Here is a 25,981-nt window from a genome sequence, read left to right on the forward strand (position 1 = left end):
GGCGTGCCCGCCCCACCTAACCCCTGTGGTTGGGGGGTTTTCCCACCCGGGTACACGCACAGGGCCGACCCGGGTTTCCCCCCAACGGCCGCGGCGGGCCGCCCCCCCCGGGGCCCCGCCCGCCGTCGCGCTTTAATGTCTGGTGGTTGAGCTTGTCCGGTGGTTGAGCTTGGCGAAACCTTCATCCGCAGCGCACTGACGAGCAGCCACATGGTCCATGCCACGGTCACCACGATCCCAAACAGGGTGGGCCAGGTGTTGGCGGCCGCGAATCCGTACGCCCCGATGATCCAGCGCTGCACGAGGTAAGCGACTCCGGATAAGCCCATGAGGTAGCCGATAACCCGGTTGACCCGCCTTGTGGCGGCCACCACGATACCGAACAGCAGCAGCGCGGTTCCCAGCATGAAGCTCTGGTAGCTTCGCATGCCCCACTCCAGCCAGCGGATGCCCTCCGCAGTGGCAAACCGCGCGGATTTTTCGGCCTCGGGTGCGGCGGCCCATGCGTCCACAGCGTGTTTAAGGGCGACGCCGTCAACCGCCTGGAGCGCACCGTACAGTGCCAGGGCGATGGCCGCGGACAGGGCGCCGAATCGGGCGGTTACGGCGAGGAGGCCTGGCCGGCCGATAAGGGCTGGCAACAGGACAAAGAGCCCTCCGGTCAGCAGCGCCATGCCCAGGAAATGGCCCAAGTGCGCAAACGTCCGAAACGGACACAGGGGCTGAAAGTCCCCGGTTCCGGTGGTAGAGCTTAGGACTCCCAGAGGATTTCGTCGTCCACTACGCCGTCTTCGTCAGCGGATGCCACCAGCACCTCGTCCGTGAAGTGGGCGCCGAGCGTGAAATCGAGGACGAAGTAGCGCTCGGGCTGGCCTGGGAATATACCCACGTGGCCGAGCTTGAGGGCCTTGAGGAAGACGTCATTGGTGAGCTGGCTGCGTTCTTCCACGCCGAACACCTTCTGAAGGTGCTCGTCCTTGAGGGCGCTGCAGTGGAAGTGCAGGTATTCCTGCGGGCTGGTGCCTTCCTGCTCCAGTTCGTCGGCGATCATCTGCCGGACCTCGTCCACGAGTTCGGGGAGGAAGCGGAGCCGGTAGTCCACCTTGTGCATGGCCGCTTCGTCGAAATGGTCATGCGCATTGATGTTCAAGTCGAGTTCCAGAGTTTGGCCCCCGAGCTCATGTCTGGTAGCGACGTTGTGGTCCCTACCGTGGTTGAGCTCGATTTCTCCAAAGTGCTGGCTCGCTACCCTGTTCATACTTTCAACATAGACCCCAAGCGCTGTGCATTCCAGCGTTCGGGACTATTTGCCTGCAGCTCCCAGGCCCGCCAGCGTTTCGGCGAGCAGGTCCACAAACAGCTGCACGCGGGCAGTCTTCTTCTCGTTGATGAGCAGCGCGAAGACGTTCCGCGCCAGGCGGATCTCCGGAACATCCAGCACCACCACGCCGGCTGGCCGGTTCAGCAACGCCAGTTCCGGCACCAGCGCAGCACCCAGTCCGGCCGCGGCCATTTCCAGGCTGGCGTGGAAATCGTCGCTGTGGGCCACCACCCGCGGGTGCAGGTTGCAGCTGGCAAACAGCCGTTCGATCACCACCGCGTCGGGGGTCCCGGGGTGGTGCATGATCCACGGCAGCTCGGACAGATGGTCCGCCGCCACCTTGGCCTCCGCGCCGAAGCCCCAACCGGCCGGAAGCACCACGCGGAAGTTATCGTCGCCGATCCACTGCCGGTTGATGGTGTGCGGCCAGGCAAGTCCGGACTGGCCCACCTGGAAGACGAGCGCCACATCGAGCTCCCCGCCGGTGCGCAGTCCTTGGATGGTCTGCGACGGTTCCGCCACCGAGACGCGGAGGTCGATGCCAAGGTCCTTCCACGCCGGATTCTTCAGGATGCGCGGCAGGACATAGGTGGCCAGGCTGGGGAAGATGCCCAGCCTGAGTTCCTGGCTGGTGGCGTCGTGGGTTTTGGCGGCGGCAGCCATCAGCGCCTCGATGTCCGTCAGGACTTTGGCGGCGTGCCGGGTCATCACTATGGCGGCCTCCGTGGGGACCACGCTGCGGGCCGAGCGATGGAAGAGGACCACGCCGGCCTCCCGCTCCAGGGCGGACATCTGCTGGGAGACCGCCGAGGCCGTGTAGCCCAGGCGTGCCGCGGCGGCCGCGAACGAACCCAGCCGGGTAACCTCAAGGAGGGTCTTCAGATGTACGGGATTTACCAAGGCTGTCCTTCGGTCAGAGCCGCAAAAGCCCTGCGGTATGGCGGGTCTGAAAGATCCGCTTCATTCTGGCACAAAGATTCCTGGAATCTCACACATCCGCCGGCCCCGCGGCGACGAACTGCCCCTAGAGAGTTTGCACCGAGCAAGTGCACACGCAGTTTGAGCAGAGGAGCAGGACAGTGTCTGTGGCAGGGAACCTGGGCGGAAAGCCGGAAGGGCGGCGCATCGCCGTCGTGGGCAGTGGAGTGGCGGGCCTGACGGCCGCGTACGTCCTGAACCGGCACGACCACGTCACGCTCTTCGAGGCGGACAGCAGGCTGGGCGGCCACGCCCACACGCACAGCGTCCCGCAGCCGGACGGCTCCACGTTCGGCATCGACACCGGCTTTATTGTCCATAACGAGCGGACCTATCCCACCCTGCTGCAGCTGTTCGCCGAGCTGGGCGTGGAAACCCAGGATTCTGAAATGAGCATGTCCATCCGCTGCGATGGCTGCGGCCTGGAGTTCGCCGGTGCACGGGACGGCGGGAAAGGCATCATCGCCCGGCCGTCCAGCCTGCTCCGCGGACGCTACCTGCTGATGCTCATGGAGGTCATGCGGTTCTACCGCCGGGCGCGGGCGCTGATCGACGCAGGGACAGCGCCCGACGGCGGACCTGCGGATGGTGCGGAGCTGACCCTCGGCGAATTTCTCGCCAAGGAGCGCTTCAGTGCCTACTTCACCTCCCATTTCATGACGCCGGTGGTGAGCGCGGTGTGGTCGTGCGACCCCACCACGGCACTGTCTTATCCGGCGCGGTACCTCTTCACCTTCCTGGGCCACCACGGCATGCTGGGCGTCAAAGGCTCCCCACAGTGGCGGACCGTCACCGGCGGTTCAGGACAGTATGTGGAGAAGCTCGCCGCAACGCTGCCGGACATCCGGCTCAACAGCCCCGTCACAGCCATACGGCGCCACGCCCTCGGCGTGGAAGTGGACACGGACCAGGGCGTCGAGGATTTCGAGGCGGTTGTCATCGCCACACACCCGGCCCAGGCCCTCGGGTTCCTGGCCGACGCCACCGAGGCAGAAACGGAAGCCCTCGCCGCCATGCCGTATTCGGTCAACCAGACCGTTTTCCACCGGGATCCCGCAGTCCTGCCTGCCGCAAAGAACGCCCGCGCGTCCTGGAACTACCGGCTCCCGGACTGCGACGCCCGGCCGGACAAGGTCCTGGTCAGCTATGACCTCACCCGGCTCCAGCGGCTGCAGCCCGCCGACGGACTGCCGTACCTGGTGAGCCTGGGGGAGTCTGAACTCATCGGGGAGGATCGGGTCCTGGAGCGCATGGTGTACGAGCACCCGCAGTACACCCCCGAATCCCTGCGGGCACAGCAGCAAATCGCGGCCCTAAGCGACAACCGCATCGCCTACGCCGGGGCATACCTCGGCTGGGGTTTCCATGAAGACGGCGCGCTGTCCGGCGTCCGGGCCGCCGCCAGCCTTGGACGTACCTGGGATGCGCCTGGTGTGGAGTCACGCGGACCCGAGCTCCTGACGGCCTCGGAGGGAGCATGAGCCCAACGGCAGCCATCTACCGCACGTCCATCTCCCACGTGCGGCAGACCCCACTGAAGAATTCGTTCACTTACCGGAGCTACAGCTGGTTTGTGGACGTGGACCGGCTGCCGCGCCTGCCACAGCTGCTGCGTCCGCTGGCGGTCTTCAGTGCCGCCGACCACCTGGGCGACCCAGCCGGCTCTCTCCGCAGCAACGTGGAACGGTTCCTGCAGACGCAGGGGATAGAGCCCGACGGCGGGCCCATCCGGATGCTGGCCAGCGCCAGGGTTTTCGGCCATGTGTTCAACCCGCTCAGCCTCTTCTGGTGCTACCGGGAGTCCGGGATGCTGCAGTGCGTCATCGCCGAGGTCCACAACACCTACGGCGAACGCCACTGCTACCTCCTGGAAACAGATGCTGCCGGCCGGGCCAGTGTGCCCAAGGCCTTTTACGTTTCACCTTTCAACGATGTTGACGGGCAGTACCGGATGAAGGTGCCGCCCCCGGAGGAACGGCTGTCCGTCTCCATCGTCCTGGAGCGGGAAGGGCACCGGCCCTTCGTCGCCACCATGGACGGGGACCGGCGCCCGGCCACCATCAGGAACATCCTCGCAGCCGCCATCGCTGTCCCGGCCGCGCCGCTGCTGGTATCCGCCTTGATCCGTTTTCAGGGCGTTAAACTCTGGGCCAGGCGCCTGCCCGTCGTCAAAAAACCACACCACCCCTCACAGGAGGCAGTTCAATGACAATGACCGACGAGAACGGAACGGCCGCCACCGCGCAGGTTCCCGCCGCGAAGTCCGCCCGGCACCCGCTGGCAGGTAACAACGCTGCCGGGGTACCGGCGTCGCCGGCTACCATCGATCCGGACGTCTGGCCCGGTGTTGCCCACGCGCCGTCGGGCACCAAAGCGCTCGTGGCGGGCAAGGCCGCAGGCCTGCTCTTCAAGGCGGCCGTACGCCGGCTGCCCCTGCGCGTTGCCTACCCGGACGGCTCCGTGCTGGGCACCGGCGGCCTGGACGCGCCGGTCATGACCATGGTGAGGCCGGCATCGTTCGAAGTGCGGATCGGTGACAACGGCCTCATCGGGCTGGGCGAGTCATTCATGGCAGGGGACTGGGAAGCATCGGACCTGGCCGGGGTGTTGGAGGTCTTTGCCGCGTCCGTGGACACGCTGATCCCCACACCGCTGCAGAAACTGCGGACCCTGTACCTGCCGCGGACGCCGCGGCAGGAACGGAACGAAGAGCACAACACGCGCAGCAACATCTCGCGGCACTACGACCTCTCCAACGAGCTCTTCTCCAACTTCCTGGACACCACCATGAGCTACTCCTCGGCGCTTTTCCCGCGGAGCGACGGCGCGCTGGAATCGGTGCCCTGGGACGCTCTGGCGGAGGCACAGCAGGCGAAGATCGACAGGCTGCTGGACAAGGCCGGCGTCGGAAACGGGACCCGGCTGCTGGAGATCGGCACTGGCTGGGGTGAGCTGGCCCTCCGGGCAGCAGCCCGCGGTGCCACCGTCTACAGCGTGACGCTCTCCAGCGAGCAGAGGGCGCTGGCGCAGGAACGGATTGCGGCCGCCGGCTACGCAGACCAGGTGACCGTGGCGCTCCAGGACTACCGGGCCGTTGAAGGCGAATTCGACGCCGTTGTGTCCGTCGAAATGATCGAGGCGGTTGGCTATGAGTACTGGCCCATCTATTTCCAGACCATCGACCGAGTGCTGGCCCCGGGCGGGAAGGTGGCCATCCAGGCCATCACCATGCCGCACGGCCGCATGCTGGCCACGCGCAACGCGTACACCTGGGTGCACAAGTACATCTTCCCGGGCGGGTTCCTGCCGTCCGTTCGGGCCATTGAAAGCGTGACCCAGCAGCACACCACACTCCGGGTCCGGGAGCGGATGGGCATGGGTGACCACTACGCGGCAACGCTGCGCCTCTGGGAGGAGCGGTTCGTTGCGCGCTCGCAGGAGGTGGGGGAGCTGGGCTTCGACGCCGTGTTCCAGCGGATGTGGCTGTTCTACCTGAGCTACTCCCGGGCCGGTTTCCAGTCCGGCTACCTGGATGTGCAACAGATTGTGCTGGACCGCCGGGAGGCACAGCTGTAGGAAGGGCCCCACCCGGCTGCCCGTCTCAAGCCCGGGCGTGGAGGAGCCTCTCCAAGCCCTCTTCCCCAAGCGAAAGTCCGATGTGGACAAGGTCCGGGTAGCCGTCCGGGAGACCTTCCTGCGGTTTGAGTCGGGTGGGCCACTGTGGTGGTTCCCAGTCCTGGTGTTCGCTTGTGTATCGCCTGCCCGAGGGGGAAATCCAGCCTGGTGGTTCGGTTTTGGTGGCTGGTGTGGGTTGCCAGCCTCCGTTGTGCCGGAGTTTGTGGTGTTTGGGGCATGGCTGTCCCAGGTTCGAGACACCGGTGGTGCCGCCCTTGGCCCAGGCGAGGATGTGGTCGGCCTCGTTGTACAGTGAGTTGTTGCTGCAGCCCGGGAAGGGACACTTGCCGTCCCGCAGCCGCAACCACTGCCGCATGGCCTTGCTCAGCCGGTAACTGGACCGCCCGATCTCCAGGGGAGCCCCGTCCCGAGGGTCAATCAGTACCCGGTAGAACGAGTCGGCCCCGTTCGCCACGAGGTCCCGGGCCATCGATGCCGGGATGGGGCCGTAGCCGTCCAGCATCGCTGGCTCATCGGTGGCGCCGAGCAGGGAGAACACCGGGACCGTCACCAGGACTTCGGCCCGCGGCGGCGGAACCTGCCCGGGATCGCTTCCTTCCGCGCTCCCGTTGCTGCCCTGGTTTCCGCTGCCAAGGAGTGCGGCGGCGAATACGTCGGCCCGGAGCTGGGTGAGGGTCCGGGACTCGGCCGGGCCCTGCAAACCCCGGGCAATGGCGGTGGTCCGGTTCCAGATTGCGACCGCCTGGTCCGCCGGGAGGTAGGCCGAAAGCCAAGCCATCCCGTCCTGGTCCGGCGCGTACTCGACGCGACGGTCCAGGACACCTTTCGCATGGCGCTTTTCGATGCTTTCGGTGTGATGGCGTTCGCGCCAGGTACGGGCCCTGTGGCGGAACCGGGATGCCGGCATTTCCCCGGCGGGACACTCACTGGCAGAGCCCGGCGTGTCCGGGTCCAGGAAGTGGGCCTCCAGCGTGGCGGCACCGGCCCGGTCAAGGGTGGCGGCTTCGTCGGCCATGACCCGGGCGTGCTGCCAGGAGATGGTCCCGGACTGCAGGGCGGCCAAAGTCAACGGCAATGTACTGGTCAGGGCGTGGGAAACCCCCAGGAACGAACCCGCTGCCCGGTCACCGATAGGCAGGGCACATCCAACCTCGGCCCTGACTGCCATCTCCTGGGCCTGTACCGAAGCGTCCGGAGCAGCCATGGCCTGGGCGGTGTCCGCGTACTTCTTCGCAGCCTGGGCTTTCAAACCAGCCATCTGCGCATCCGCTCCCGCAGCCCCGGTCAGAATATCCAGGCAATCCTCCGACAATCCCCACAACGGATCGCCTTCCGGAGAAAGTCCACGGGGACCGGATTCGTTGACCACGCCGGCGAGCACAGCAACGGCTGCGGTGATGTCCGCATATGCCTTTGCCACTGCCGGGTTTCTCATGTGCCCATCATGACAAGGGGGTATGACATTCAAGCGAGACCGCAGTTGGAGACCCGCTTGCGACGTGCAGGTGTTCAGTAGGCAATGCCGCCGATCTCCTGCAATGCACGCTGCCAGGACCTTGCCTCCTCCAGTACACGTCCGGGCGGCTTCAATGTCTCGCCCAGTCCTGCGCCGGGAGATCCGGGACAACCTGGTGGCGATGGGGTGAACAGAGCCACAGCATCCGTATGCCGTTGCTCTCATTCTCTAGCCGGAGGCCACTACATCTAGTGGCGGGGGGACGCATTCCCGGACCTTGGCCACAAGGCGCGACACGCCGTCCACCAGGCGACACGCAGGGCGTTAATTGTGGCTAAGTACTCCACAGGGTGTGGATTTCGTCCGCAAAAAACGCTGGAATCCGGACATTTTGAGCGACCCTGCCTGTGGATTAAAAGTGCATAAAATGACATACTTGTAATACATCATCTTGGGGTTCCGAAGAGCCGTCTGCACTACATGTAGTATCGACGTACAGCTTGGGCGGGACAAAGACGAGCGAAGATTTCGATAAAGGGGACAGGGACAATGACCGTTACGGTTTACACAAAACCTGCGTGTGTGCAGTGCAACGCAACGTACCGAGCGCTGGACAAAAAAGGCATCGCTTACGAGAGCGTTGACATCTCACAGGACGCCGATGCGCTCGAGCGCCTGAAGGCGCTGGGCTACATGCAGGCACCTGTTGTGGTCACGGACCAGGACCACTGGTCAGGCTTCCGTCCGGACAAGATCGAGGAACTGGCACTGTCTGCCGTTTCCTCCGTGGCCTGAGGCCACCACCTTCCGCCAGCCGGCAATCTTCGAACCCACACATGAGGTGACTCCCGTGGCAGCACTGGCAGTGGCCGGGGCCCAAGTGGCCCAGGTAACGCCTGTCACCACGCAGAGTCAGCTCATCTACTTTTCCTCCACCTCCGAGAACACCAGCCGCTTCGTAGCGAAGCTGGGACGGGAGCTGGGACGGATCCCGCTCCATGCAAAGGACGCACCCCTTCTCGCTACCCGGCCGTTCGTGCTGGTGGTGCCCACCTACGGTGGCACCGGGGGAGAGGGCTCGGTACCCAAGCAGGTCATCCGCTTCCTGAACAACCCGCAGAACAGGCAGCTGATCCGCGGGGTCATCGGTGCGGGCAACACAAACTTCGGGGACAACTACTGCATGGCCGCGGACATTATCGCGGCGAAATGCCACGTACCCCGGCTATACAGATTTGAACTTATGGGCACGCCAGAAGACGTGGCCCGCGTAAACAATGGATTGGACACGTTTTGGACACGACTGTCGCAGACACAGAAGTAACCAGGGCCGACGGCAAGGGCACCCGCGCTGACAAGCACGGCGCCGCCGTCGAAAAGCCTGAAATGCCCGCCGCCTACAAGGGGCTGGGCTATCACGAGCTCAACGCCATGCTGAACCTGTACGGTCCGAACGGCGAGATCCAGTTCGGGGCTGACCGCGAGGCTGCCCACCAGTACTTCCTGCAGCACGTTAACAACAACACCGTCTTCTTCCATGACCTGGAAGAGAAGCTCGAGTACCTGGTCAAGAACGACTACTACGAGCGTGAGACGCTCGACCAGTACACGATGAACTTCATCCGCGAGCTCTACAACCGCGCGTACAAGAAGAAGTTCCGCTTCGAGACCTTCCTGGGCGCGTTCAAGTTCTACACGTCCTACACGCTGAAGACATTTGACGGCAAGCGTTTCCTGGAGCGCTACGAGGACCGCGTCTGCATGGTTGCCCTGCACCTGGCCCGCGGCGACGAGAAGCTCGCGCTGCAGATGGTGGACGAGATCATCGAAGGCCGCTTCCAGCCGGCCACCCCCACGTTCCTGAACGCCGGCAAGAAGCAGCGCGGCGAGCTGGTCTCCTGCTTCCTGCTCCGCATCGAAGACAACATGGAATCGATCGGCCGGTCCATCAACTCTGCCCTGCAGCTGTCCAAGCGCGGCGGCGGTGTGGCGTTCGCGCTGACCAACATCCGCGAAGTGGGCGCACCCATCAAGCAGATCGAGAACCAGTCCTCCGGCGTCATCCCCGTGATGAAGCTCCTCGAGGACAGCTTCTCCTACGCCAACCAACTTGGTGCCCGCCAGGGTGCCGGTGCCGTGTACCTGCACGCGCACCACCCGGACATCTACCGCTTCCTGGACACCAAGCGCGAGAACGCGGATGAGAAGATCCGCATCAAGACCCTCTCGCTGGGCGTTGTCATCCCGGACATCACGTTCGAGCTGGCCAAGAAGGATGAGGACATGTACCTGTTCTCCCCGTACGACGTCGAAAAGGTCTACGGCATGCCGTTCTCCGACGTCTCGGTCACCGAGAAGTACTACGAGATGGTGGACGATTCCCGGATCAAGAAGACTAAGATCAAGGCGCGCGAGTTCTTCCAGACCCTCGCCGAGATCCAGTTCGAATCCGGCTACCCGTACATCATGTTCGAGGACACCGTGAACCGGGAAAACCCGATTGACGGCAAGATCATCATGTCCAACCTGTGCTCTGAGATCCTCCAGGTTTCGCAGCCCACGACGTACCACGATGACCTGTCCTACGACCAGACCGGCAAGGACATCTCCTGCAACCTGGGTTCACTGAACATCGCCAAGGCGATGGACAGCCCGGACTTCGGTCTGACCATCGAGACGGCCATCCGGTCCCTCTCGGCCGTCTCGGATATGTCCAACATCACTTCGGTGCCGTCCATCGCCCGCGGCAACGACCAGTCCCACGCCATCGGCCTGGGCCAGATGAACCTGCACGGCTACCTGGCCCGCGAGCGGGTCCACTACGGTTCGGAAGAGGGCCTGGACTTCACCAACATCTACTTCTATTCGGTAGTGTTCCACGCGATCCGTGCCTCCAACCTGCTGTCCATCCAGACCGGCCAGACCTTCGGCGGCTTCGAGAAGTCCAAGTACGCCTCCGGCGAGTTCTTCGACAAGTACACGGAGCAGGAGTGGGTGCCGCAGACCGAAAAGGTTGCGGAGCTGTTCAAGAACATCCACATCCCCACCCAGGATGACTGGCGCGAGCTGAAGGCTTCGGTCATGAAGCACGGCATCTACAACCAGAACCTGCAGGCTGTGCCGCCCACCGGCTCGATCTCCTACATCAACAACTCCACCTCCTCGATCCACCCGGTGGCGTCCAAGATTGAGATCCGCAAGGAAGGCAAGCTGGGCCGCGTGTACTACCCGGCGCCGTACCTGACCAACGACAACCTGGAGTACTACCAGGACGCGTACGAGATCGGCTACGAGAAGGTCATCGACACCTACGCCGCCGCTACCCAGCACGTGGACCAGGGCTTGTCCCTGACGCTGTTTTTCAAGGACACCGCCACCACGCGTGACATCAACAAGGCCCAGATCTACGCCTGGAAGAAGGGCATCAAGACCATCTACTACATCCGTCTCCGCCAGCTCGCGCTGGAAGGGACAGAGGTGGACGGCTGCGTCAGTTGCATGCTTTAATCTTCAACTAAATCGGTGAGAGTACGACGGCGGGCGCCCGCCCGCCGTCGTACGCTTAACTTCAAAGAACCAACCCAACTTTTAGGGGATGACATGACCGAGAAGGTCAAGCTGCTTAGCCACGTCGAGGCGATCAACTGGAACCGCATCCAGGACGACAAGGATGTAGACGTCTGGAACCGCCTCGTCAACAACTTCTGGCTGCCGGAGAAGATCCCGCTGTCCAACGACGTCCAGTCGTGGGCCACGCTGACCCCGGACGAGCAGCAGCTCACCATGCGCGTGTTCACGGGCCTGACCCTGTTGGACACCATCCAGGGCACTGTCGGCGCCGTTTCCCTGATCCCGGATGCGATCACCCCGCATGAAGAAGCTGTGTACACGAACATCGCCTTCATGGAGTCCGTGCACGCCAAGAGCTACTCCTCCATCTTCTCCACGCTGGCCTCCACGAAGGAGATCGACGAGGCATTCCGCTGGTCCACCGAGAACGCGAACCTTCAGAAGAAGGCGCAGATTGTCATGGACTACTACCAGGGCGATGACCCCCTGAAGCGCAAGGTGGCCTCGACGCTGCTGGAGAGCTTCCTGTTCTACTCCGGCTTCTACCTGCCCATGTACTGGTCCTCACGGGCCAAGCTGACGAACACGGCCGACCTGATCCGCCTGATCATCCGCGATGAGGCCGTGCACGGCTACTACATCGGCTACAAGTTCCAGAAGGGCCTCGAGGGTCTCTCCGAAGAACGCAAGCAGGAGATCAAGGACTACACGTTCGAGCTGCTCTTCGAACTGTACGAGAACGAAGTCCAGTACACGCACGACCTCTACGACTCCGTGGGCCTGGCCGAGGACGTCAAGAAGTTCCTGCACTACAACGCCAACAAGGCCCTGATGAACCTCGGCTACGAGGCCATGTTCCCGGCCTCCGTCACCGACGTGAACCCGGCGATCCTATCGGCGCTGTCACCGAACGCCGACGAGAACCATGACTTCTTCTCCGGGTCCGGCTCGTCGTACGTCATTGGCAAGGCTGTCAACACTGAAGATGACGACTGGGATTTCTAGCCGCAGCGCCTCCTCGTGTCTGTGAGGTTTCACGGTACCTGGCCACCATCTCTCCTCCGTATGGTGGTTGAGCTTGTCGAAACCTCGAACTGAACAAACCTGTAACGACCCCGCATGCAGAGGCCTGCGGGGTCGTTGAGCGTGCAGGCCGGGGACTGGGCGAACGCTTCATGAATAAATTCCTTTTTTGGGCGACCTGTTGCCATGTCTATCTTGGTTTAGGCCAGGTTCCGGCCCGACATCAACGGGGGAGGATGGCGTCGCGGGGTGCGGTGAGGAAGCTGTTTTGGACTCGAGCCTGAGATCTCGATGTCCGGGGGTAGCGACTGACGGGTCGCCCTATCTCCGGGCCACAATCAGGAGACCGTGCAGGGGCACTGCCACGGCTCCGTGTTGGTCCGTGAAGGGACGAAGGACCTCGGTGGCGCCTTCACGCACGCGGGCATACTGCTTCTGCGAAACCCGATCCATCAGCGGCGTGCTTTCCACTTCGACGGCCACAAATTCGTCCGCTGACGCATAGCGGGCCGTTCCGATGTGGGTACGGAGGCTCTTGATCGTGAGCTCGGCTTCATTGAAGAGGCGAAGCATTCGTTCGGAATCCCCGCAGGCCCAGTAGGCATCCAGGAGGGACATGGCCTCTGCTCCGGCATGCCTGCCTACCAAATCCACGAAAGGTCCATAGGCCGGCTGATCCTTCAGCTGCGCGGGAACTACAACCGAGATCGTTCCGCCGTCGGAGGCGACCCTGCGCATTTCCCTCACAGCCGCCAGCGGATCGGGGAAGAACATCAACGCCATCTGACACAGTACGGAGTCGAACTCCGCGTCGGGGAATGGCAGGGCAGCGGCATCGCCCGGCAGCCAGGTGATGCCAGGCTGCACGCGGGCGGCGATCGTAAGCATGGCCTCATTGATGTCCACCCCGGTTACGGAAGAGGCGCCGGCAATTTCGGCGGCGCGGCGAGCAACAATGCCCGTTCCACAGGCCACGTCGAGAATCCGCTGACCTGGCCTGACGCCGGCTTCCGCCACCATCACCTCGGCCCACTCTGCAAACATCGCCGGTACAAACCGTTTTTCATATGCCTCAGCTGCCGCAAGATCGAGCTGAAATGCCTCAGATGTTGACACCGATCTCACCTTCCGAAATGGTCGTCGCTGGGTTGCGAACCTGCATAGTCAAAGAATCCCTCGACACGGATGACTCCACATCCGTGTCTGCACCTATTTCCGGTCCCGCGGGCGGTAAGAGGGCAGGTCGCGTTCCTAACGGTGCCGGACCCTTGGTGAGGCAGGCGCGTGAGCAGTAAAATCAGGAATGGCTTCCGCAGAGGAGCTGCTTCATGAGGGCCGTCTGGCTTTCGACGCCGGGGATCGGCTTCGCGCCCGTTCGCTGTTAACCCTCGCCTTCGAGGCCCATGCAGGACCCGAGGCCGCGTATGCGTTAGCCAGGGCGGTTGAATGGGATGGGGACTTCAACTCCGCTATCCGACTCTATGAAACGGCGTTCGTGATGTACCGCAGGCAGGGCCAGGTACGTCTCCCTGCCCTTATTGCGTCGCGGGAATTGAGTTTTCTCTACGCCGCTGTCTATGCGAACACCGCGGCCGCGGACGGGTGGCTGGCAAGGGCCCTGAGCCTGGTCGCCGAAGCTGGCGGGTGCGTGGAGACAGGCTGGGTTCATCTGGCGGAATGCCTCATTACGCATGATCCAGCCCGCATGCATGAACACGCGGCGGCCGCCCGAGAACTGGGCCTGCGTTTGTCCGACCCTGATCTCGAATTGTGTGCTCGCAGCTATGAGGGCCTGTCACTAGTCCTCGGTGGCCGCATAACCGATGGCATGCGGCTTGTCGACGAGGCGGCTGCCGGGGCCATGGCTGGCGAAGTCCAGGATTATCAGGCCGAGGGCGAAATCTATTGCAAAATGCTCCTGTGTTCCGAGTTGACCCTCGACGTGCAACGAGCACAGCAGTGGATGGAAGTCGCTGAAGACTTCCACAACCGCTCCCGTGCAGCGTGGGTGCCTGCCATCTGCGGCACGCATTACGGCGGGATCCTCACGGCAGCAGGCCGCTGGGCTGAGGCCGAGGACCGCTTGATCTCGGCGATCAATGGCTACAACGGCAGTTTTCGCGCACTGCGCTCCGCAGCAGTGGCACGCCTGGGCGACCTTCGGTTGCGGCAGGGCCGGATGGAAGAAGCGGCCGCCCTGCTAAGGGACTTGCCGGGCGATATCGCCGCTGTTCGTCCCAGGGCCCGGCTATCCCTGATCAACGGCGAACCCGATGTCGCGTCGGGCATCCTGCGTCGCCACCTGGCAGTTATGACCGGCTCAGTGCTCCTTGCTCCTGAAATGGCACTGTTGGCCGAGGTTGAACTGGCGGCGGGACGCCCCAACGAGGCAGCCACTCTCAGCCGGAGACTCCAGGGCATGGCCTCCACCGTGGGGTTGGCTCAATACGCAGCCCTGGCCGAGTACACAGTCGGAATCGTGGCGTGGACAGCGGGCGATGCAGCCGCGCGGCCGCGTCTGGAAGCCGCGGTCGAATTGTACGGGGCGGCCGCCCTGCCGCTGGAACAGGCCCGCGCACGGCTTGCACTGGCCCGGGCGCTGGCCCCCGGAGAACCGGAGCTCGCCGTGTCGGAAGTACAGGAAGCAATGAAAGAGTTCCAGCGGCTCGGCGCCGCCTATGATGTGGACGCTGCCGCACAGCAGCTCCGGCGGTTCGGCCATTCCTCCCGCAACGTTGTCCGGCTGGGAGGACCACTCACGGCACGCGAATCCGAGGTGCTGCAGCTCGTCGGAGAGGGATACTCCAACGCCCGGATTGCGGCGCGCCTCTTCATCAGCAAGCGGACCGTGGAGCACCACGTCGGTTGCATCCTGGCCGCGTTGGGGCTTGAGAGCCGCGCGGAGGCCCAGGCCTATGCCAACGGAAGGTTCAATAAATGAACGGCCTTCATGGCGGAGCTAACTACCCGTGCCGCCATCAATTGCAACCGACTCACCTCAAACTCCTGAAAAGGTCACGCGCCATTTAGCGTTGACACAACACCGCCCATGACTGCTGCACTTTGCACGTTACGGGGTGGCCGCGTCAGCCGATCCTCTCAGCTAAGGCCACGAGGATTCCTTCCGGACCGCGTACGTAGCCCATGCGCCAGACATTCTCGTACTGTATCGATCGTTTGGCCGAGGAGGGCTACGGGCTGGTCGGTGGCATCGGCCATGCGCCTCAAGGTCGTCGACCTCGAAGGACAAGCTGCGCAGGCCGAGTTCGTTGACCATGGCGGCGGGCGATCCCGGCTCGGGTTCGGGACGGACGAAGCTGGACAGCTCCACCCCTGTACCGCCGTCAGGCATACGCAACATCACGATCTCCGTACGGGAATCCGGGATCGCTATGACCGTGTCGATAAAATCGCCCTCCACGAACGTCCGGCCCTCAATCTCGAGCCCGAGTCCAACGAAGAACGCCGTTACCTGGTCGAGGTCCTGAACGGTGACACCGACGTGGTCGAACCGCATGATTCGCGACATGAGCAAAACCTCCAAGTGTTCGTTTCTCCATGGCCCAAGACGAAGCCTAGGGCGGCCTCTACGGCGGATAAATGACGTGAGGAAGACTCTTCAAGCAGGAAGCTCCCTGAGGTGCGTGTATTGCTCCGGCCGGTGCGCGGTGCTACAACGGAGGAACGGCTCCGAGTCTGAAGGATGTTGTGGGTCAAGTCGAGGGGCCTTCCGCTCTCTGGCCAGCAGAGGGCGTTCCGACAATGACCCAGGGGATCGCTGTCCGTGCTCGTGGCAGTGACTCACCTGGCTGCGGGGGACAGCCGGCCCTGGTATCAGCTTGGGACGGAAGTGCACATGACTCCGCGACAACTCGCTTCCGTTATCGGCATGACGACGGCCTTCCTGGTCCTGGTCCTGGTCTGCGTCGATTGGTCCCCCACAGCCCTACAGGACCCTGCCCGGACTTTGGGCCTGAACGCCCAAGGGGTGCTCCGGTGGGGGGAGAATCCGAACCGGATTCCGTTTACTGTCCTTGAACTGACACTTTTCGTGGGCGTGGGCTTGGCCTTCGTGCTGGCTGGTGTGACGGCTTGGCGGAGCCGGCCGTCCCGGAATCCAGGGCTGTTGTTGGTTGTGGCGGGTTGGCTTTGGCTGGCGTCCGGCATACGCCGTTCCGGCGATCCGTTGCTGTTTACGCTCGGGGTGACTCTTACGCTCATGTATCAGCCGCCTTTACTGCAATTGGCGCTCAGCTTTCCATCAGGAAGGTTGCGCAGTCGAGCTGAAAAAACTGCCGTAGCGTTCTTTTACACCTCCTGGCTGTTGGCCCCCTTAGCAGGCTGGGCATTCTTCGATCCACGCTTACATGTCACGGTAGGGGAGTCTGTCTCCCGCAATTTGCTGCTTCTCTGGGACAGCCCGGCCCTGACGGCCGCCGCCGGGAATGCAGTCCGCACATTTCAGATCTCCGTGGGAGTCGCGATCGTAGCCGTCCTCATTACCCGCTGGCAGGCAGGTACAAAGGCGTATCGGTCGGCATTCCTGCCGCTATGGCTGGCCGTAATCATCAAGACAGCGGCCACCGTATGGGTGTCCCTTGCAGTCATTGAACTGTCCGGAACACTTACGTCCGAAGCTCTGCTCTGGCAATATCCCGCGACGGCGATAGTCCCCCTGGCGGTCCTGTTTGGTCTGTGGCGGTACAGGTTCGCACGCGGGGCCCTCGGTGACCTTATGGTCGAAGTCGGCTCAGCGCCGGTGAGCGACCGGCTTATCGGGGCTCTCCGGCGCTCCGTCCATGACCCTACGCTTACGCTGCTTCATTGGCTCCCTGATCAGGCGTCCTTTGTCGACAGCAGCGGAGTTCCCCAGGCGTTGCCAGACGGCTCCACACGACGCGCGTCCATGGTCCTGGAGCGCCACGGAACACCAGTCGGGGCCTTGGTGTTCGACGAAGCCCTCCAAGACCAGCCGCAGTTGCTTGCCGCTGTGAGAAGCGCAACCTCCCTGGCATTGGAAAACCAGAAGATGGAACAACAGCTCCGGGAGCAGCTGATTGAAGTCCGACGCTCCAGGGAGCGAATCGTCACGGCGGGGGACTCCCGTCGTCGTCAGCTCGAACGGGACCTTCACGACGGAGCTCAGCAACGCCTGGTTGCGGTGTCGATGGAGCTGGCGCGGGCCAAACGGGCGACGGATCCCCAGGAAGTACACAGCCTGGTAGGGCAGGCCAGCGCCGAGCTTTCCGATGCACTTGACGAACTGCGCGAATTGGCGAGGGGTGTGTATCCTCCCTCGCTGCGGGAGCGCGGCTTGGCGGGCTCGCTCGCCGCGCTGGCGGAGCGGTCATCGCTGCCACTGGAGCTGGATCTTGGGACACACAAGGGGATTCCGGCCCACGTGGAGCTGGCTGCCTACTTCATCTGCGCGGAAGCCGTCACCAACGCGACGAAGTATGCCCAGGCAGGCTGGGTGCGAATCTGCATCGACGGAAACGAAAAAGAGGTGCGAATGGAGATCACGGATAACGGAATTGGTGGCGCCAGGCCGGGACCCGACGGCGGGTTGCTGGGGATCACCGACCGGGCAGCGGCACTGGGTGGCACGTTGTTGATCGACAGTCCCGAAGGCAGCGGCACGACGATACGTGCCATCCTTCCCTTCTCCACTGACCCGGAGCGTGACCTGCCATGAGATTGCGTGTTGCCATCGCTGACGACTCGGCATTGCTGCGCCGGGGATTGTCCGCCCTGTTGCAGTCCGAAGGCCTGGACGTCGTGGGGGAGGCCGCCGATGGCGCAGAGCTGCTGGAATTGATTGAGAAACATGGGGCCGACGTGGCCGTGGTGGACATCCGGATGCCCCCTACTTACACCATCGAGGGGATCCAAGCGGCCGAAACCATCAAGAGCAGGCACCCCGGGACAGGCGTTCTCCTGCTGTCCCAGTACGTCGAAACGGAAAACGCGATGTCCCTGCTCAAGAATGGCGCCAAGGGCCTGGGCTACCTGCTCAAAGAGCGCGTTTCCGATGTTGACGAATTCATAGACGCCCTGCATCGGGTTTCTGCGGGGGGCACTGCCATCGATCCGGAGCTTGTCACCCGGCTGGTGGCCCGTCCACATAGAGGTCATGATCGGGGCGACGACCTGACGAGCCGGGAAAGGAACGTCCTTGAGCTCATGGCCGAAGGGAGAACCAACCAAGCGATAGGAAAGTCGCTCTTCCTGGGGGAGCGTACGGTGGAGGCCCACATTCGGAGCATTTTCCTCAAGCTCGAATTGCGACCGGAGCCGGAGGACCACAGGCGTGTGCTCGCCGTCCTCACCTACCTGCGGGGAGTCGGGCAAGGCCGGGTTTCGGACTGATCGCCGTTGCCGCGGTTCCTGGCAGGAAAGCGCGTGGTCAGGCAGCCATCACCGCGTCTGCTGAAGCGCCCTCGGTGGCCTGGCCGGCCATTTCGGCTGCCTCCAACGGGGCCAGGAGGAGCGCCCGCTGCGTGGCGGACAGGGTCTGCGGGAAGGCTAGCGCCAGATAGGCCAGGTGCAGGGCGGCCACGATGTAGTGCGTGCCGCCGGTGCCATCCATGGTCCGTGCCACGCTGGCCCTGATGCGTTCGAGGGCGTGGGAATTCCCGTGATTGGCCATAGCTATCCGGGCCAGCATGTGCTGCGGATGCCTCTGGACGTTCCTGTCCATTTCCGCCGCAGCCTGCAGCTGTGTTTGGGTCCAGAGACGATCCAGGAGTTGCGTGAGGTCTTCCGCACCCGAGCAATGTGCCTGGTGGATCATGATCACTGATTCGGGTGCGGACAACATCGACGTACTCCTTGGGATTGCGGAGGGATGGCCTGACGAGAAAGCTCTCCGCGGCGGATAAAGGACGATGAGGGGCGCCGCCGGGCGCCCCTCATCCCCGTCAGGCGGAAATGGAGAGTTCGGGGCTCTCCACGCCGTGCCAGGTTGAGAAGACGCCGTTGCTCGATACCCGGAACTTGACATTGTGGTAGACCTCTTCGGCCCCGATCCAATCCAGGTTGGACAGCCGGTACTCGGTGTAAATGGTTTTAGTACCAGGTGTTGAGAAGTGCAGCGGGCTGCCTGCGGGCGTGAACCAGTTCCTTTGGGTCTCGTCGGGACCGGTATCTGCCTCCATCAACTTTTGCTGGAGGTGCACATTGACGTTGCCTCTGGTGCACGTGACCCTAATGGGGTAGATGACAATCTTTTTCCCCGAAAGGGTGAACCTGCCGCTGAAGTACGGCTTCAGCGCTTTGACGGTGCAGGGGCCGGCCGAAGCCTGCACGGCTGTTGCGTGCACAATCCCTGCCTGCGTCGAGGCGGCCGCGGGGGCAGCCTGCGCCGCTGGGACTGTCGCGAGCGAGACCGCTCCCATTCCCAGGGTGAGCGCGGCCGCCGCCATTGCAGCCCTGCGTCCGGGGCGGGACTTTGCTTCTGCAGTGGACTGGTGATCTTGTGACATCTGAATTTTCCTGACTTGTGAGGATTGATATTGGTGTGAGCCAGAGTGGCGCCCGTCGGAGTGGCGGGAAGTCCTTGCTGGCCTTCGGGTTCTGATTCAGTTCAGATCCAGTACGTCCATGGTGCTTTCGCGCAGAGGCAGGGCGCTTCAGTGCTAGCACGGGTTGTGACGAAGGCACTGTCGTTGTCGAATCACGGTGGTCTCACGACCGATCAGCCCAGGGGGTGGCCTGCCGGCAGATAGTGCGAACTAGCAGTGGTAGCACGGAAGTGCGGAGGGTTGCGCAGTCGCAGACTGGAAGTGCCGGTTCCGAGAGACGAAGGATTACCGGTGGTGAAGCCCAACAAACAGGGCAACACGCAGATAAAAGACAATGGCTGCTGCACCCAAACGTGGTGGGCGGCTGCGCAAACAAACCATTCACATCACTGTTTAGGAGCAAGACTGTGTCCATCACCAAAGCAACAAAGACGCACCGGGGTTTGCGGTCGAAGGCCGCTCTGATCTCTGCCATTTCTCTGAGCCTCGCCGCGGGTTCCGCGGCGCTCGCGGTCCCAGCGCAGGCTACGGATTCCGTGGCGCCGGCGGCATCAGTCCAGCCATCGTCCCTGTTTGTCCTTGGCCACATCAAGGCTGAAAAGCCCCGCGTCGTAGGGATTGTCCACGGCACGAAACTAGTGGCTTACGAGGGCAAAGTGGTTTACCCGTCACATGGGTTGGTCCAGGTCAAGCAGGAACGGTGGGAACGAGATCAGTGGCCGGACAAGGACGACTACCTGGGGACATCATATTTCAGCAAGCGTTTCAACAACCATGGCGGAACGTTGAACTTCAGGGAGGTTAAGCCGTTGAAACGGACGGACTTCCGTCCCGGGGACAAGACCGAGGAGGTTTACCAGAGGGTGGCATACCGTGTGTTCAAGAACGGCCACTGGTCTGCCTGGTCGAAATGGGTATACAGCGACACTGCACACATCCATCGCTAAACGGCCGGGTGACGAGAAGGTAGATCCCGGCCAGCTGTCTTGCATTGGATCGCAGCTTGGAACGGACCTGTGGGGAGGTCCGTTCCAGCCACTCCCACACGGCTGGCAGCGCAGCGGCGTCACTGGCCGTACCGGTTCAGCGCGTCGGCGGCCCTGATCAGGGCCAAGTGGGAGAACGCTTGCGGATAGTTTCCCGCCATGCGTTTGCCGGATGTGTCGTATTCCTCGCTGAACAGCCCCAGGTCATTGCCGAAGCCGACTAGCCTGTCCATGAGCATCTGTGCTTCGGCCACCCTGCCTGTCCGGGCGTACTGCCCTACGAGCCAGAATGAGCATGCGAGGAACGGGTGTTCCCCGGGTTCAAGACCGTCCAGGCAGACTTCGGTACGGTAGCGCATCAGCAGGCCAGCCCCATCGAGCAGGTCGCGTTCCAACCGGGATACCGTGCCGAGAATTCTCTCGTCGTCGTAAGCCAGGAAGCCCACCTGGGGCAGAACCAGCAGGGATGCGTCCACCTCGGTGCGTCCGTAGGTCTGGGTAAAGGAGTTGATTTCGCTGTTGAAACCCCGCTCCAGGATCTCTGTACGGAGCCCATCCCTGATCTCCGCCCACCGCCCCGCCGGGCCGTCGAGTCCGTGTTCCTGCACAGCCCGGACCCCGCAATCCATGGCGGCCCACATCATGACGCGGGAATGCGTGAAGTCCCGTTTCTCGCCCCGCATTTCCCAGATGCCGTGATCCTTGCGGTTGATGTTGTTCTCTACGAAGAGAAGCATGTTCCGCTGGAGGGGCCAGGAGAAGTGGTCCTCATGCACGCCATGGTTGCGCAGCTTTGCCAGCGCCACCATGACTTCACCGATGACGTCACCTTGGTATTGAGTGACAGCACCATTGCCAACGCGCACAGGGGCCGAGCCTTCGTAACCCGGCAAATGATCCAGGACCCGCTCCGGCAGTTCACGCTCACCGGCCACTCCATACATGATCTGCAGATCGTGGGGGTCACCGGCAACGGCCCGGAGCAGCCAGTTCCTCCAGAGCAGCGCCTCCTGCTGGAAGCCATGGGTCATCATCGCTTCCAGTGTCAGGGCGGCATCACGGAGCCAGCAATAGCGGTAGTCCCAGTTGCGTTCGCCGCCGAACTGTTCCGGCAGCGAGGTAGTGGGGGCGGCCACAATTCCCCCGGTCCCCTCATGGGTCAGTGCACGCAGGACCAGCAGTGATCGTTCTACTTCCGCGTCGTAGTTTCCCGGGCGAAGGTAGTTGCTCGACCAGTATGTCCAGTAATTGCTCGTCGCTTGCAGCGCCACCCCTACGTCAATTGCCGGCGGAGGAACACTGTGGGATGAAAATGCATGCAGCTGCATGTCGACGGTCTGGCCGGCTTCAACCATGAACTCGCCCACGTGCGAATAATCCGAAGCGGCGTGGGGTAGGGCATCCGCCCTCAACATCACGGCCTGCGGTCCGGCGACAGCGAGCAGCGCCTCTCCGTCGTCGTCGTAAATCCGACGCACCCAGGGCAGGATCTTTCCGTAGCCGAACCGCAGTTCCAGTTCCTGGCGCATCAGGACCTGCCCAGCGACCCCTTGAACCCTGCGGATCAGAGAACTGCCCCGTCCACCGATCGGCATAAAGTCCGTCACCAGAACTTCTCCGCTTCCAGTTGTCCAGTGCGTCTCCAATATGAACGTGGAGGGCCTGTACCACCGGTCTGCTTTCGCTGGACGGGACATCGAGGAATCGTCAAGTGTGGGTGCCAGTTGCCAACGACCATGATCTTTCGTTCCAACCAACGCTCCGAAAACGGACTCAGAGTCGAAACGTGGCACACAGAGCCAATCGATGCTGCCCTCGCGTGAAATCAGGGCTCCGGTGCGAAGGTCCGAAACAAAACCATAATCCTCGATCCGTGAGGCCATGAGCCCAACTCAACCACAAGCAACGGTGTGCCGCACCGGCGTTCCCAACCAAAAGAGGGAGGATGCCGTCACCAACCGCCGCGGGTTGGTGTATGTCCCTTCCGGGCATCGTCAGGCATGGCCATTTCGGCCCGCAGGCCCAGGAGCCGGATGGGACGGCCCGCTTCAATTCCGGCTGCAAGGTCCAGGGCTCGCGCGAGGATTTCGTTCCGGTCAAATGTTTCGGGAATCTTCCTCGCATGGGTCTTGGTGAGGAACGGCGCGTACCGAACCTTGAGGGTCAGCCCAATAACGGGCCTGCCTTCGGCCACAACATCCTCAAGGACGTGCGCTGTCAGCTCCCTGACGGCGTCGTCCACCTGGGCGGGCTCGGTCAGGTCCCGCTGGAAGGTGGTCTCCCGGCTATGCCCGCGCGCAACCCATGCGGTGTCGTCCACAACGCTCGCGCCGTCCCCGCGTCCGAGCTCCGCGTACCAGGGACCCATCCTGGGGCCGAACTCCGGGACCAGGTCTTGGGGATCGGACGCAGCGAGCTCGGCCACTGTGTTGATGCCGAGTTTGGCCAGCCGGCCCGACACTTTGGGTCCGACGCCCCACAGTTCCCTGGTGGGCCGGCCGCCCATGACCTCGAGCCAGTTCCCGGCCGTGAGGCGGAAGACGCCGGCCGGCTTGCCGAACCCGGTGGCGACCTTGGCCCGGACCAAGGTGTCGCCTATGCCCACGCTGCAATGCAGCTGCGTTCGCTCCAGGACATCAGCCTGCACCTGCCGGGCATAGGCTTCCGGATTCTCTGTCTCAATGCCGACAAAGGCCTCATCCCAACCCAGCACCTGCACCGTGGCGCCGGGCTGCGCCCGCAGCGTAGCCATCACAGTTTCAGACGCCGCGAGGTAAGCCTCCTGGTCGACAGGCAGGATCACAGCGTCAGGCACTTTCCTGGCCGCAATGCGTAAGGGCATTCCGGAACCCACGCCGAACGCCCTGGCTTCGTAGGATGCGGTCGACACTACCGCCCGTTCCGTGGGGTCGCCCCGGCCGCCGACAATGATGGGTTTGCCCGCAAGCTCCGGCCGCCGGAGCACTTCGACCGCCGCGATGAACTGGTCGAGATCGACGTGCAGCACCCACCGGATTCCGCTCACGCCACCAGTCTGCCCTATTCATCACTGGCAAGCATCGGCTCACCACCGAGCGTGGGTGCTGGGCCTGCACAGTTCGTGGGAGTAGAACAACTACGAGAGCATCGGAGCCTTCAAGGCTGCGGTGGGCAAGTACGTGACATCGCGATGTTCACGGGCCACACCCAACGACGATCTCAGCATGAACGACGGCCGATCCGGCCGCCACTAGCAGTGCAAGGGCCCCGTGATCCGCCGCGGGTTGCCGGCCTGCTGTGCCGGCCGAACAGCCGCTGGGAACCAGCCAACGAGTAGGAGATGCCCTGGGTGCTGCGTGAAGCTGAGGCCGCTAGGCTCGCTTTGTGATGAGTTCGCAAAACGGCAACGAACGCTATGTCGTCCGCCCGTGGTGGAGGGGAAGATCATTGCCCTGGGCGGCATTGGTCTTCGTCTCCGTCGTCGTGACAGGCATTGCCCTGGAACGGACGGCGTTCTTCGTGTATGTGCCAGGCCCGGAGTTCATTGAGCGGGTGCGCATGGGCCGGCTGTTCATGCTCATCGGTTCCGCCACGTCGCTTGCAGCAGCCATCTGGTCGCAGGTCCGGGGAAACCCGCTGTGGGTGACGATCTGCGTGGCTTCTCCGGCAGTGCTGGTTGGCCTAGCGACGATGATCATGACGCCCCCGTCTCTGACTCCACAGATCGCCGGTCTCATCGCCCTGCCGGCGGCCCTGGCCGGCCTCATCGGAGGGGTGATTGCCCACACCAAAGATTGATTTGGGCGCCCCGCCGGGCGGTGGCGCTTGCCGGGAGTCAACCCGACGGGCTTACCGGCGGACCTTCCTGACTTTCAGGCTCAGCCGTCGCGTCGACGTCCCGGTGCTGTTGCCGGCGACCGCACGTACGCGGCGCTGTGTCCGGCCGCGACGCTTGCCCGCGTGGTCAGAGGGAGGCGCAGCCGAACCTACGAGCGTGGACCCACTCCTGCGGCGCCGGAACCGCATGATGACGAATACCGTGATGCCCAGCCATGCGAAGGCCACCCCGATAACGAGAAAAACCGCTGGGATCGTCTCCATGATCAAGTCTAGATCCGAACCGTAAGCAGGACTTACTAATATTTCCGGTCACGTTTTTCGCCGCGCTGCGTGTTATACACGGCCTGACGATGCTCATGCGAGGAATTATGGACGGCTTTCCTTCATCGCCGCTTCGAATGACGGCAGGCTGCGCTCGATCATGTCGTCGTTGGCGGTCAGGGAGATCCGGAAAAAGCCAGGCGTCTCGAAGAGGACGCCGGGAAATACGAAGACGTCCCGACGGGCGAGTGACTCGGTAAACGCCAGATCGTCCGGAATCGGGGAGGGAACATAGAGGTAAAAGGTCCCCTCCGGACGCCAGACGCGGTAGCCCATGCCGCCGAGCATATCGATGAGGCGATCCCGTCTGCGCTGCAGCTGGCCGACGTCAATGGAGAACTGCTCCAGCTCGGGAAGCGCGTGCTGCAGCAGGGCGTTCGGATACACCCAGCCCATGGCCACTTGCAGGCCGGTGATGGCCGGTTCCATCTCGTCCCGGTGGGGCATGGCCGGCGGCAGGGCCAAATAGCCCACCCGCTGGCCCGGGGAGAGATGGGTCTTGCCGTAGGAGTAGGCCAACAAGGTGTGTGGGTAGTACTCCACCGGGCTGTGGAAGCGCAGGCCGTCAAACACAATCCGGTTGTAAGCCTCGTCCGAGACCAGGTAAATCCGGCGTCCAATCCTCGCCGAGGCCGCCTCCAGCAGTTCTGCCAGCCGGAGGAGGAGTTCTGGGGGATAAATCCTCCCTGTGGGATTGTGGGGTGAATTGACGATGAGAACCCTGGTGCGCTCCGTAATGGCGCCCTCGATCGCGTCGAGATCAAGGTCGAACGTCGTCGTGTCAATTTTCACCTTCACGGGCACAAGCCCGGCTTCGAGGATCAGCGGCTCGTACAGGAACCAGGGCGGCAGGCTGTAAATAACTTCGTCGCCCGGATCGGCCACAGTCTTTAGCGCCAGGGCGATGGCGGCGAAGCCACCGGTGGTGAGGTAGATGTCCTCCGGCCGGAAGGGTACGTCAAGCAGGTGCTGAAGGGATTCCGCGGCAGCCTCCCGGGCCGCCTCGCCGTTGGTCTGGTAGGCGAACCACTGATCGTTCTGCGGCGTGAGAGCGTCCCGCAGCGTATTGACGTAGCGGTCGGGTGGCATCTGGTGCGGGTTGCCGAACGTGAAATCACAGCCCCCCGTCCGGCTCTTTCGGCGCGAACTGGAGTCCCTGAGGTAGGCGTCAACCCGCTGGAAAGAGGGGATCGATGCCAGCTGTGCGGCGCGATTGGATACGGCCGAGGTGGACTTGGCTGTGGCTGTCGGATCGTTCATGTCCACGCTCCTGTGTAGGGCAGCCGGGTGGGGCAGCCGGATGGCAGCGCGCTGCTGAGCCAGTGGAGGCTGTGGTGGGACCCATTTT

Annotated in this window: 24 protein-coding genes; 12 read left to right on the forward strand and 12 right to left on the reverse strand. The window is 63.1% G+C overall.

Features of this window, described 5'->3' with window-relative positions; all coding sequences use genetic code 11:
* The 3 genes from J2808_RS12395 to J2808_RS12405 all read right to left on the reverse strand — a co-directional run.
* The coding region (locus J2808_RS12395; RefSeq protein ID WP_309816753.1) for a DUF4386 family protein at nucleotides 1-692 on the reverse strand (692 nt) is incomplete at its 3' end.
* A gap of 59 nt (nucleotides 693-751) precedes the next feature.
* On the reverse strand, nucleotides 752-1,258 hold the full coding sequence (locus J2808_RS12400) for a DUF2004 domain-containing protein (RefSeq protein WP_309816756.1): 507 nt from the start codon (nucleotides 1,256-1,258) through the stop codon (nucleotides 752-754).
* A 45-nt stretch (nucleotides 1,259-1,303) separates the two neighbouring features.
* On the reverse strand, nucleotides 1,304-2,221 hold the full coding sequence (locus J2808_RS12405) for a LysR family transcriptional regulator (protein ID WP_309816759.1): 918 nt from the start codon (nucleotides 2,219-2,221) through the stop codon (nucleotides 1,304-1,306).
* Nucleotides 2,222-2,400: 179 nt separating this feature from the next.
* Here J2808_RS12405 and J2808_RS12410 point away from each other — a divergent pair, with 179 nt between their 5' ends.
* Genes J2808_RS12410 through J2808_RS12420 form a run of 3 tightly spaced genes read left to right on the forward strand, consistent with a single transcriptional unit; the run spans nucleotide 2,401 to nucleotide 5,875 of the window.
* On the forward strand, nucleotides 2,401-3,780 hold the full coding sequence (locus J2808_RS12410; RefSeq protein WP_309816763.1) for an NAD(P)/FAD-dependent oxidoreductase: 1,380 nt from the start codon (nucleotides 2,401-2,403) through the stop codon (nucleotides 3,778-3,780).
* Nucleotides 3,777-4,508 carry a DUF1365 domain-containing protein gene (locus J2808_RS12415; protein ID WP_309816767.1) on the forward strand — a complete coding sequence of 244 codons (732 nt, stop codon included), beginning with the start codon at nucleotides 3,777-3,779 and terminating at the stop codon, nucleotides 4,506-4,508. Before J2808_RS12410 ends, J2808_RS12415 begins: the two co-directional genes overlap by 4 nt.
* The gene (locus J2808_RS12420) at nucleotides 4,505-5,875 is read left to right on the forward strand and encodes a class I SAM-dependent methyltransferase (protein WP_309816770.1); all 1,371 of its coding nucleotides are present in this window, start codon (nucleotides 4,505-4,507) and stop codon (nucleotides 5,873-5,875) included. The genes J2808_RS12415 and J2808_RS12420 overlap by 4 nt, the downstream gene beginning before the upstream one ends.
* Before the next feature lie 25 nt (nucleotides 5,876-5,900).
* Here J2808_RS12420 and J2808_RS12425 read toward each other — a convergent pair whose 3' ends face one another.
* Complete coding sequence (locus J2808_RS12425) at nucleotides 5,901-7,370, reverse strand: HNH endonuclease signature motif containing protein (RefSeq protein WP_309816773.1); 1,470 nt, start codon at nucleotides 7,368-7,370, stop codon at nucleotides 5,901-5,903.
* Nucleotides 7,371-7,940: 570 nt separating this feature from the next.
* Here J2808_RS12425 and nrdH point away from each other — a divergent pair.
* From nrdH to nrdF, 4 genes are all read left to right on the forward strand, one after another.
* Nucleotides 7,941-8,186, forward strand: a complete 246-nt coding sequence (gene nrdH / locus J2808_RS12430) for a glutaredoxin-like protein NrdH (protein ID WP_309816776.1) — start codon at nucleotides 7,941-7,943, stop codon at nucleotides 8,184-8,186.
* Between the two features lie 55 nt (nucleotides 8,187-8,241).
* The gene (gene nrdI / locus J2808_RS12435) at nucleotides 8,242-8,715 is read left to right on the forward strand and encodes a class Ib ribonucleoside-diphosphate reductase assembly flavoprotein NrdI (protein WP_309816779.1); all 474 of its coding nucleotides are present in this window, start codon (nucleotides 8,242-8,244) and stop codon (nucleotides 8,713-8,715) included.
* 62 nt (nucleotides 8,716-8,777) lie between these two features.
* Entirely contained in the window at nucleotides 8,778-10,898 is a 2,121-nt protein-coding gene (gene nrdE / locus J2808_RS12440; protein ID WP_309817625.1) for a class 1b ribonucleoside-diphosphate reductase subunit alpha, read from the forward strand.
* A 93-nt stretch (nucleotides 10,899-10,991) separates the two neighbouring features.
* Nucleotides 10,992-11,966, forward strand: a complete 975-nt coding sequence (gene nrdF, locus J2808_RS12445; protein WP_264354130.1) for a class 1b ribonucleoside-diphosphate reductase subunit beta — start codon at nucleotides 10,992-10,994, stop codon at nucleotides 11,964-11,966.
* Nucleotides 11,967-12,305: 339 nt separating this feature from the next.
* Here the strand turns inward: nrdF and J2808_RS12450 are convergent, their stop codons facing one another.
* Nucleotides 12,306-13,100: a class I SAM-dependent methyltransferase gene (locus J2808_RS12450; RefSeq protein WP_309816786.1), complete on the reverse strand. Its 795-nt coding sequence runs from the start codon at nucleotides 13,098-13,100 to the stop codon at nucleotides 12,306-12,308.
* A gap of 187 nt (nucleotides 13,101-13,287) precedes the next feature.
* Here J2808_RS12450 and J2808_RS12455 point away from each other — a divergent pair, with 187 nt between their 5' ends.
* Nucleotides 13,288-14,925, forward strand: coding sequence for a helix-turn-helix transcriptional regulator (locus tag J2808_RS12455; protein WP_309816788.1), 1,638 nt, complete (start codon nucleotides 13,288-13,290; stop codon nucleotides 14,923-14,925).
* A gap of 162 nt (nucleotides 14,926-15,087) precedes the next feature.
* On the opposite strand, the gene J2808_RS12460 is transcribed toward J2808_RS12455, so the two are convergent.
* On the reverse strand, nucleotides 15,088-15,513 hold the full coding sequence (locus J2808_RS12460) for a VOC family protein (RefSeq protein WP_309816790.1): 426 nt from the start codon (nucleotides 15,511-15,513) through the stop codon (nucleotides 15,088-15,090).
* Nucleotides 15,514-16,383: 870 nt separating this feature from the next.
* On the opposite strand from J2808_RS12460, the gene J2808_RS12465 reads away from it, so the two are divergent.
* Nucleotides 16,384-17,679 (forward strand): sensor histidine kinase, encoded by a 1,296-nt coding sequence (locus J2808_RS12465; protein ID WP_309816792.1) that lies wholly within the window; start codon nucleotides 16,384-16,386, stop codon nucleotides 17,677-17,679.
* Complete coding sequence (locus J2808_RS12470; protein WP_309816794.1) at nucleotides 17,676-18,353, forward strand: response regulator transcription factor; 678 nt, start codon at nucleotides 17,676-17,678, stop codon at nucleotides 18,351-18,353. Before J2808_RS12465 ends, J2808_RS12470 begins: the two co-directional genes overlap by 4 nt.
* Before the next feature lie 37 nt (nucleotides 18,354-18,390).
* Here the strand turns inward: J2808_RS12470 and J2808_RS12475 are convergent, their stop codons facing one another.
* Nucleotides 18,391-18,804 carry a hypothetical protein gene (locus tag J2808_RS12475; protein WP_309816798.1) on the reverse strand — a complete coding sequence of 138 codons (414 nt, stop codon included), beginning with the start codon at nucleotides 18,802-18,804 and terminating at the stop codon, nucleotides 18,391-18,393.
* Between the two features lie 100 nt (nucleotides 18,805-18,904).
* Nucleotides 18,905-19,468, reverse strand: coding sequence for a hypothetical protein (locus J2808_RS12480; protein WP_309816801.1), 564 nt, complete (start codon nucleotides 19,466-19,468; stop codon nucleotides 18,905-18,907).
* Nucleotides 19,469-19,914: 446 nt separating this feature from the next.
* Here J2808_RS12480 and J2808_RS12485 point away from each other — a divergent pair, with 446 nt between their 5' ends.
* Complete coding sequence (locus J2808_RS12485) at nucleotides 19,915-20,454, forward strand: hypothetical protein (protein ID WP_309816804.1); 540 nt, start codon at nucleotides 19,915-19,917, stop codon at nucleotides 20,452-20,454.
* A gap of 119 nt (nucleotides 20,455-20,573) precedes the next feature.
* Here the strand turns inward: J2808_RS12485 and J2808_RS12490 are convergent, their stop codons facing one another.
* Both J2808_RS12490 and J2808_RS12495 read right to left on the reverse strand, forming a co-directional pair.
* A complete protein-coding gene (locus J2808_RS12490; RefSeq protein WP_309816807.1) occupies nucleotides 20,574-22,376 on the reverse strand; it encodes a glycoside hydrolase family 15 protein in 1,803 nt (600 codons plus the stop codon).
* 68 nt (nucleotides 22,377-22,444) lie between these two features.
* On the reverse strand, nucleotides 22,445-23,518 hold the full coding sequence (locus J2808_RS12495; RefSeq protein WP_463675846.1) for a DNA polymerase IV: 1,074 nt from the start codon (nucleotides 23,516-23,518) through the stop codon (nucleotides 22,445-22,447).
* 341 nt (nucleotides 23,519-23,859) lie between these two features.
* Here J2808_RS12495 and J2808_RS12500 point away from each other — a divergent pair, with 341 nt between their 5' ends.
* Nucleotides 23,860-24,270: a hypothetical protein gene (locus J2808_RS12500; protein ID WP_309816810.1), complete on the forward strand. Its 411-nt coding sequence runs from the start codon at nucleotides 23,860-23,862 to the stop codon at nucleotides 24,268-24,270.
* 51 nt (nucleotides 24,271-24,321) lie between these two features.
* Here J2808_RS12500 and J2808_RS12505 read toward each other — a convergent pair whose 3' ends face one another.
* Together J2808_RS12505 and J2808_RS12510 are read right to left on the reverse strand one after the other, a co-directional pair.
* Nucleotides 24,322-24,573 (reverse strand): hypothetical protein, encoded by a 252-nt coding sequence (locus J2808_RS12505; protein WP_309816813.1) that lies wholly within the window; start codon nucleotides 24,571-24,573, stop codon nucleotides 24,322-24,324.
* Nucleotides 24,574-24,678: 105 nt separating this feature from the next.
* Nucleotides 24,679-25,893 (reverse strand): aminotransferase class I/II-fold pyridoxal phosphate-dependent enzyme, encoded by a 1,215-nt coding sequence (locus J2808_RS12510; protein ID WP_309816816.1) that lies wholly within the window; start codon nucleotides 25,891-25,893, stop codon nucleotides 24,679-24,681.
* Nucleotides 25,894-25,981 lie beyond the last annotated feature (88 nt).

The sequence above is a fragment of the Pseudarthrobacter sulfonivorans genome (assembly GCF_031454915.1).
Classification (GTDB): domain Bacteria; phylum Actinomycetota; class Actinomycetes; order Actinomycetales; family Micrococcaceae; genus Arthrobacter; species Arthrobacter sulfonivorans_C.

Coding starts and splice junctions, on each gene's coding strand:
- J2808_RS12400 (WP_309816756.1), bottom strand. CDS start 1,258: ATGAACAGGGTAGCGAGCCAGCACTTTGGAGAAATCGAGCTCAACCAC.
- J2808_RS12415 (WP_309816767.1), top strand. CDS start 3,777: ATGAGCCCAACGGCAGCCATCTACCGCACGTCCATCTCCCACGTGCGG.
- J2808_RS12420 (WP_309816770.1), top strand. CDS start 4,505: ATGACAATGACCGACGAGAACGGAACGGCCGCCACCGCGCAGGTTCCC.
- J2808_RS12425 (WP_309816773.1), bottom strand. CDS start 7,370: ATGAGAAACCCGGCAGTGGCAAAGGCATATGCGGACATCACCGCAGCC.
- nrdH (WP_309816776.1), top strand. CDS start 7,941: ATGACCGTTACGGTTTACACAAAACCTGCGTGTGTGCAGTGCAACGCA.
- nrdE (WP_309817625.1), top strand. CDS start 8,778: ATGCCCGCCGCCTACAAGGGGCTGGGCTATCACGAGCTCAACGCCATG.
- nrdF (WP_264354130.1), top strand. CDS start 10,992: ATGACCGAGAAGGTCAAGCTGCTTAGCCACGTCGAGGCGATCAACTGG.
- J2808_RS12455 (WP_309816788.1), top strand. CDS start 13,288: ATGGCTTCCGCAGAGGAGCTGCTTCATGAGGGCCGTCTGGCTTTCGAC.
- J2808_RS12460 (WP_309816790.1), bottom strand. CDS start 15,513: ATGTCGCGAATCATGCGGTTCGACCACGTCGGTGTCACCGTTCAGGAC.
- J2808_RS12470 (WP_309816794.1), top strand. CDS start 17,676: ATGAGATTGCGTGTTGCCATCGCTGACGACTCGGCATTGCTGCGCCGG.
- J2808_RS12475 (WP_309816798.1), bottom strand. CDS start 18,804: ATGTTGTCCGCACCCGAATCAGTGATCATGATCCACCAGGCACATTGC.
- J2808_RS12480 (WP_309816801.1), bottom strand. CDS start 19,468: ATGTCACAAGATCACCAGTCCACTGCAGAAGCAAAGTCCCGCCCCGGA.
- J2808_RS12490 (WP_309816807.1), bottom strand. CDS start 22,376: ATGGCCTCACGGATCGAGGATTATGGTTTTGTTTCGGACCTTCGCACC.
- J2808_RS12500 (WP_309816810.1), top strand. CDS start 23,860: ATGAGTTCGCAAAACGGCAACGAACGCTATGTCGTCCGCCCGTGGTGG.
- J2808_RS12505 (WP_309816813.1), bottom strand. CDS start 24,573: ATGGAGACGATCCCAGCGGTTTTTCTCGTTATCGGGGTGGCCTTCGCA.
- J2808_RS12510 (WP_309816816.1), bottom strand. CDS start 25,893: ATGAACGATCCGACAGCCACAGCCAAGTCCACCTCGGCCGTATCCAAT.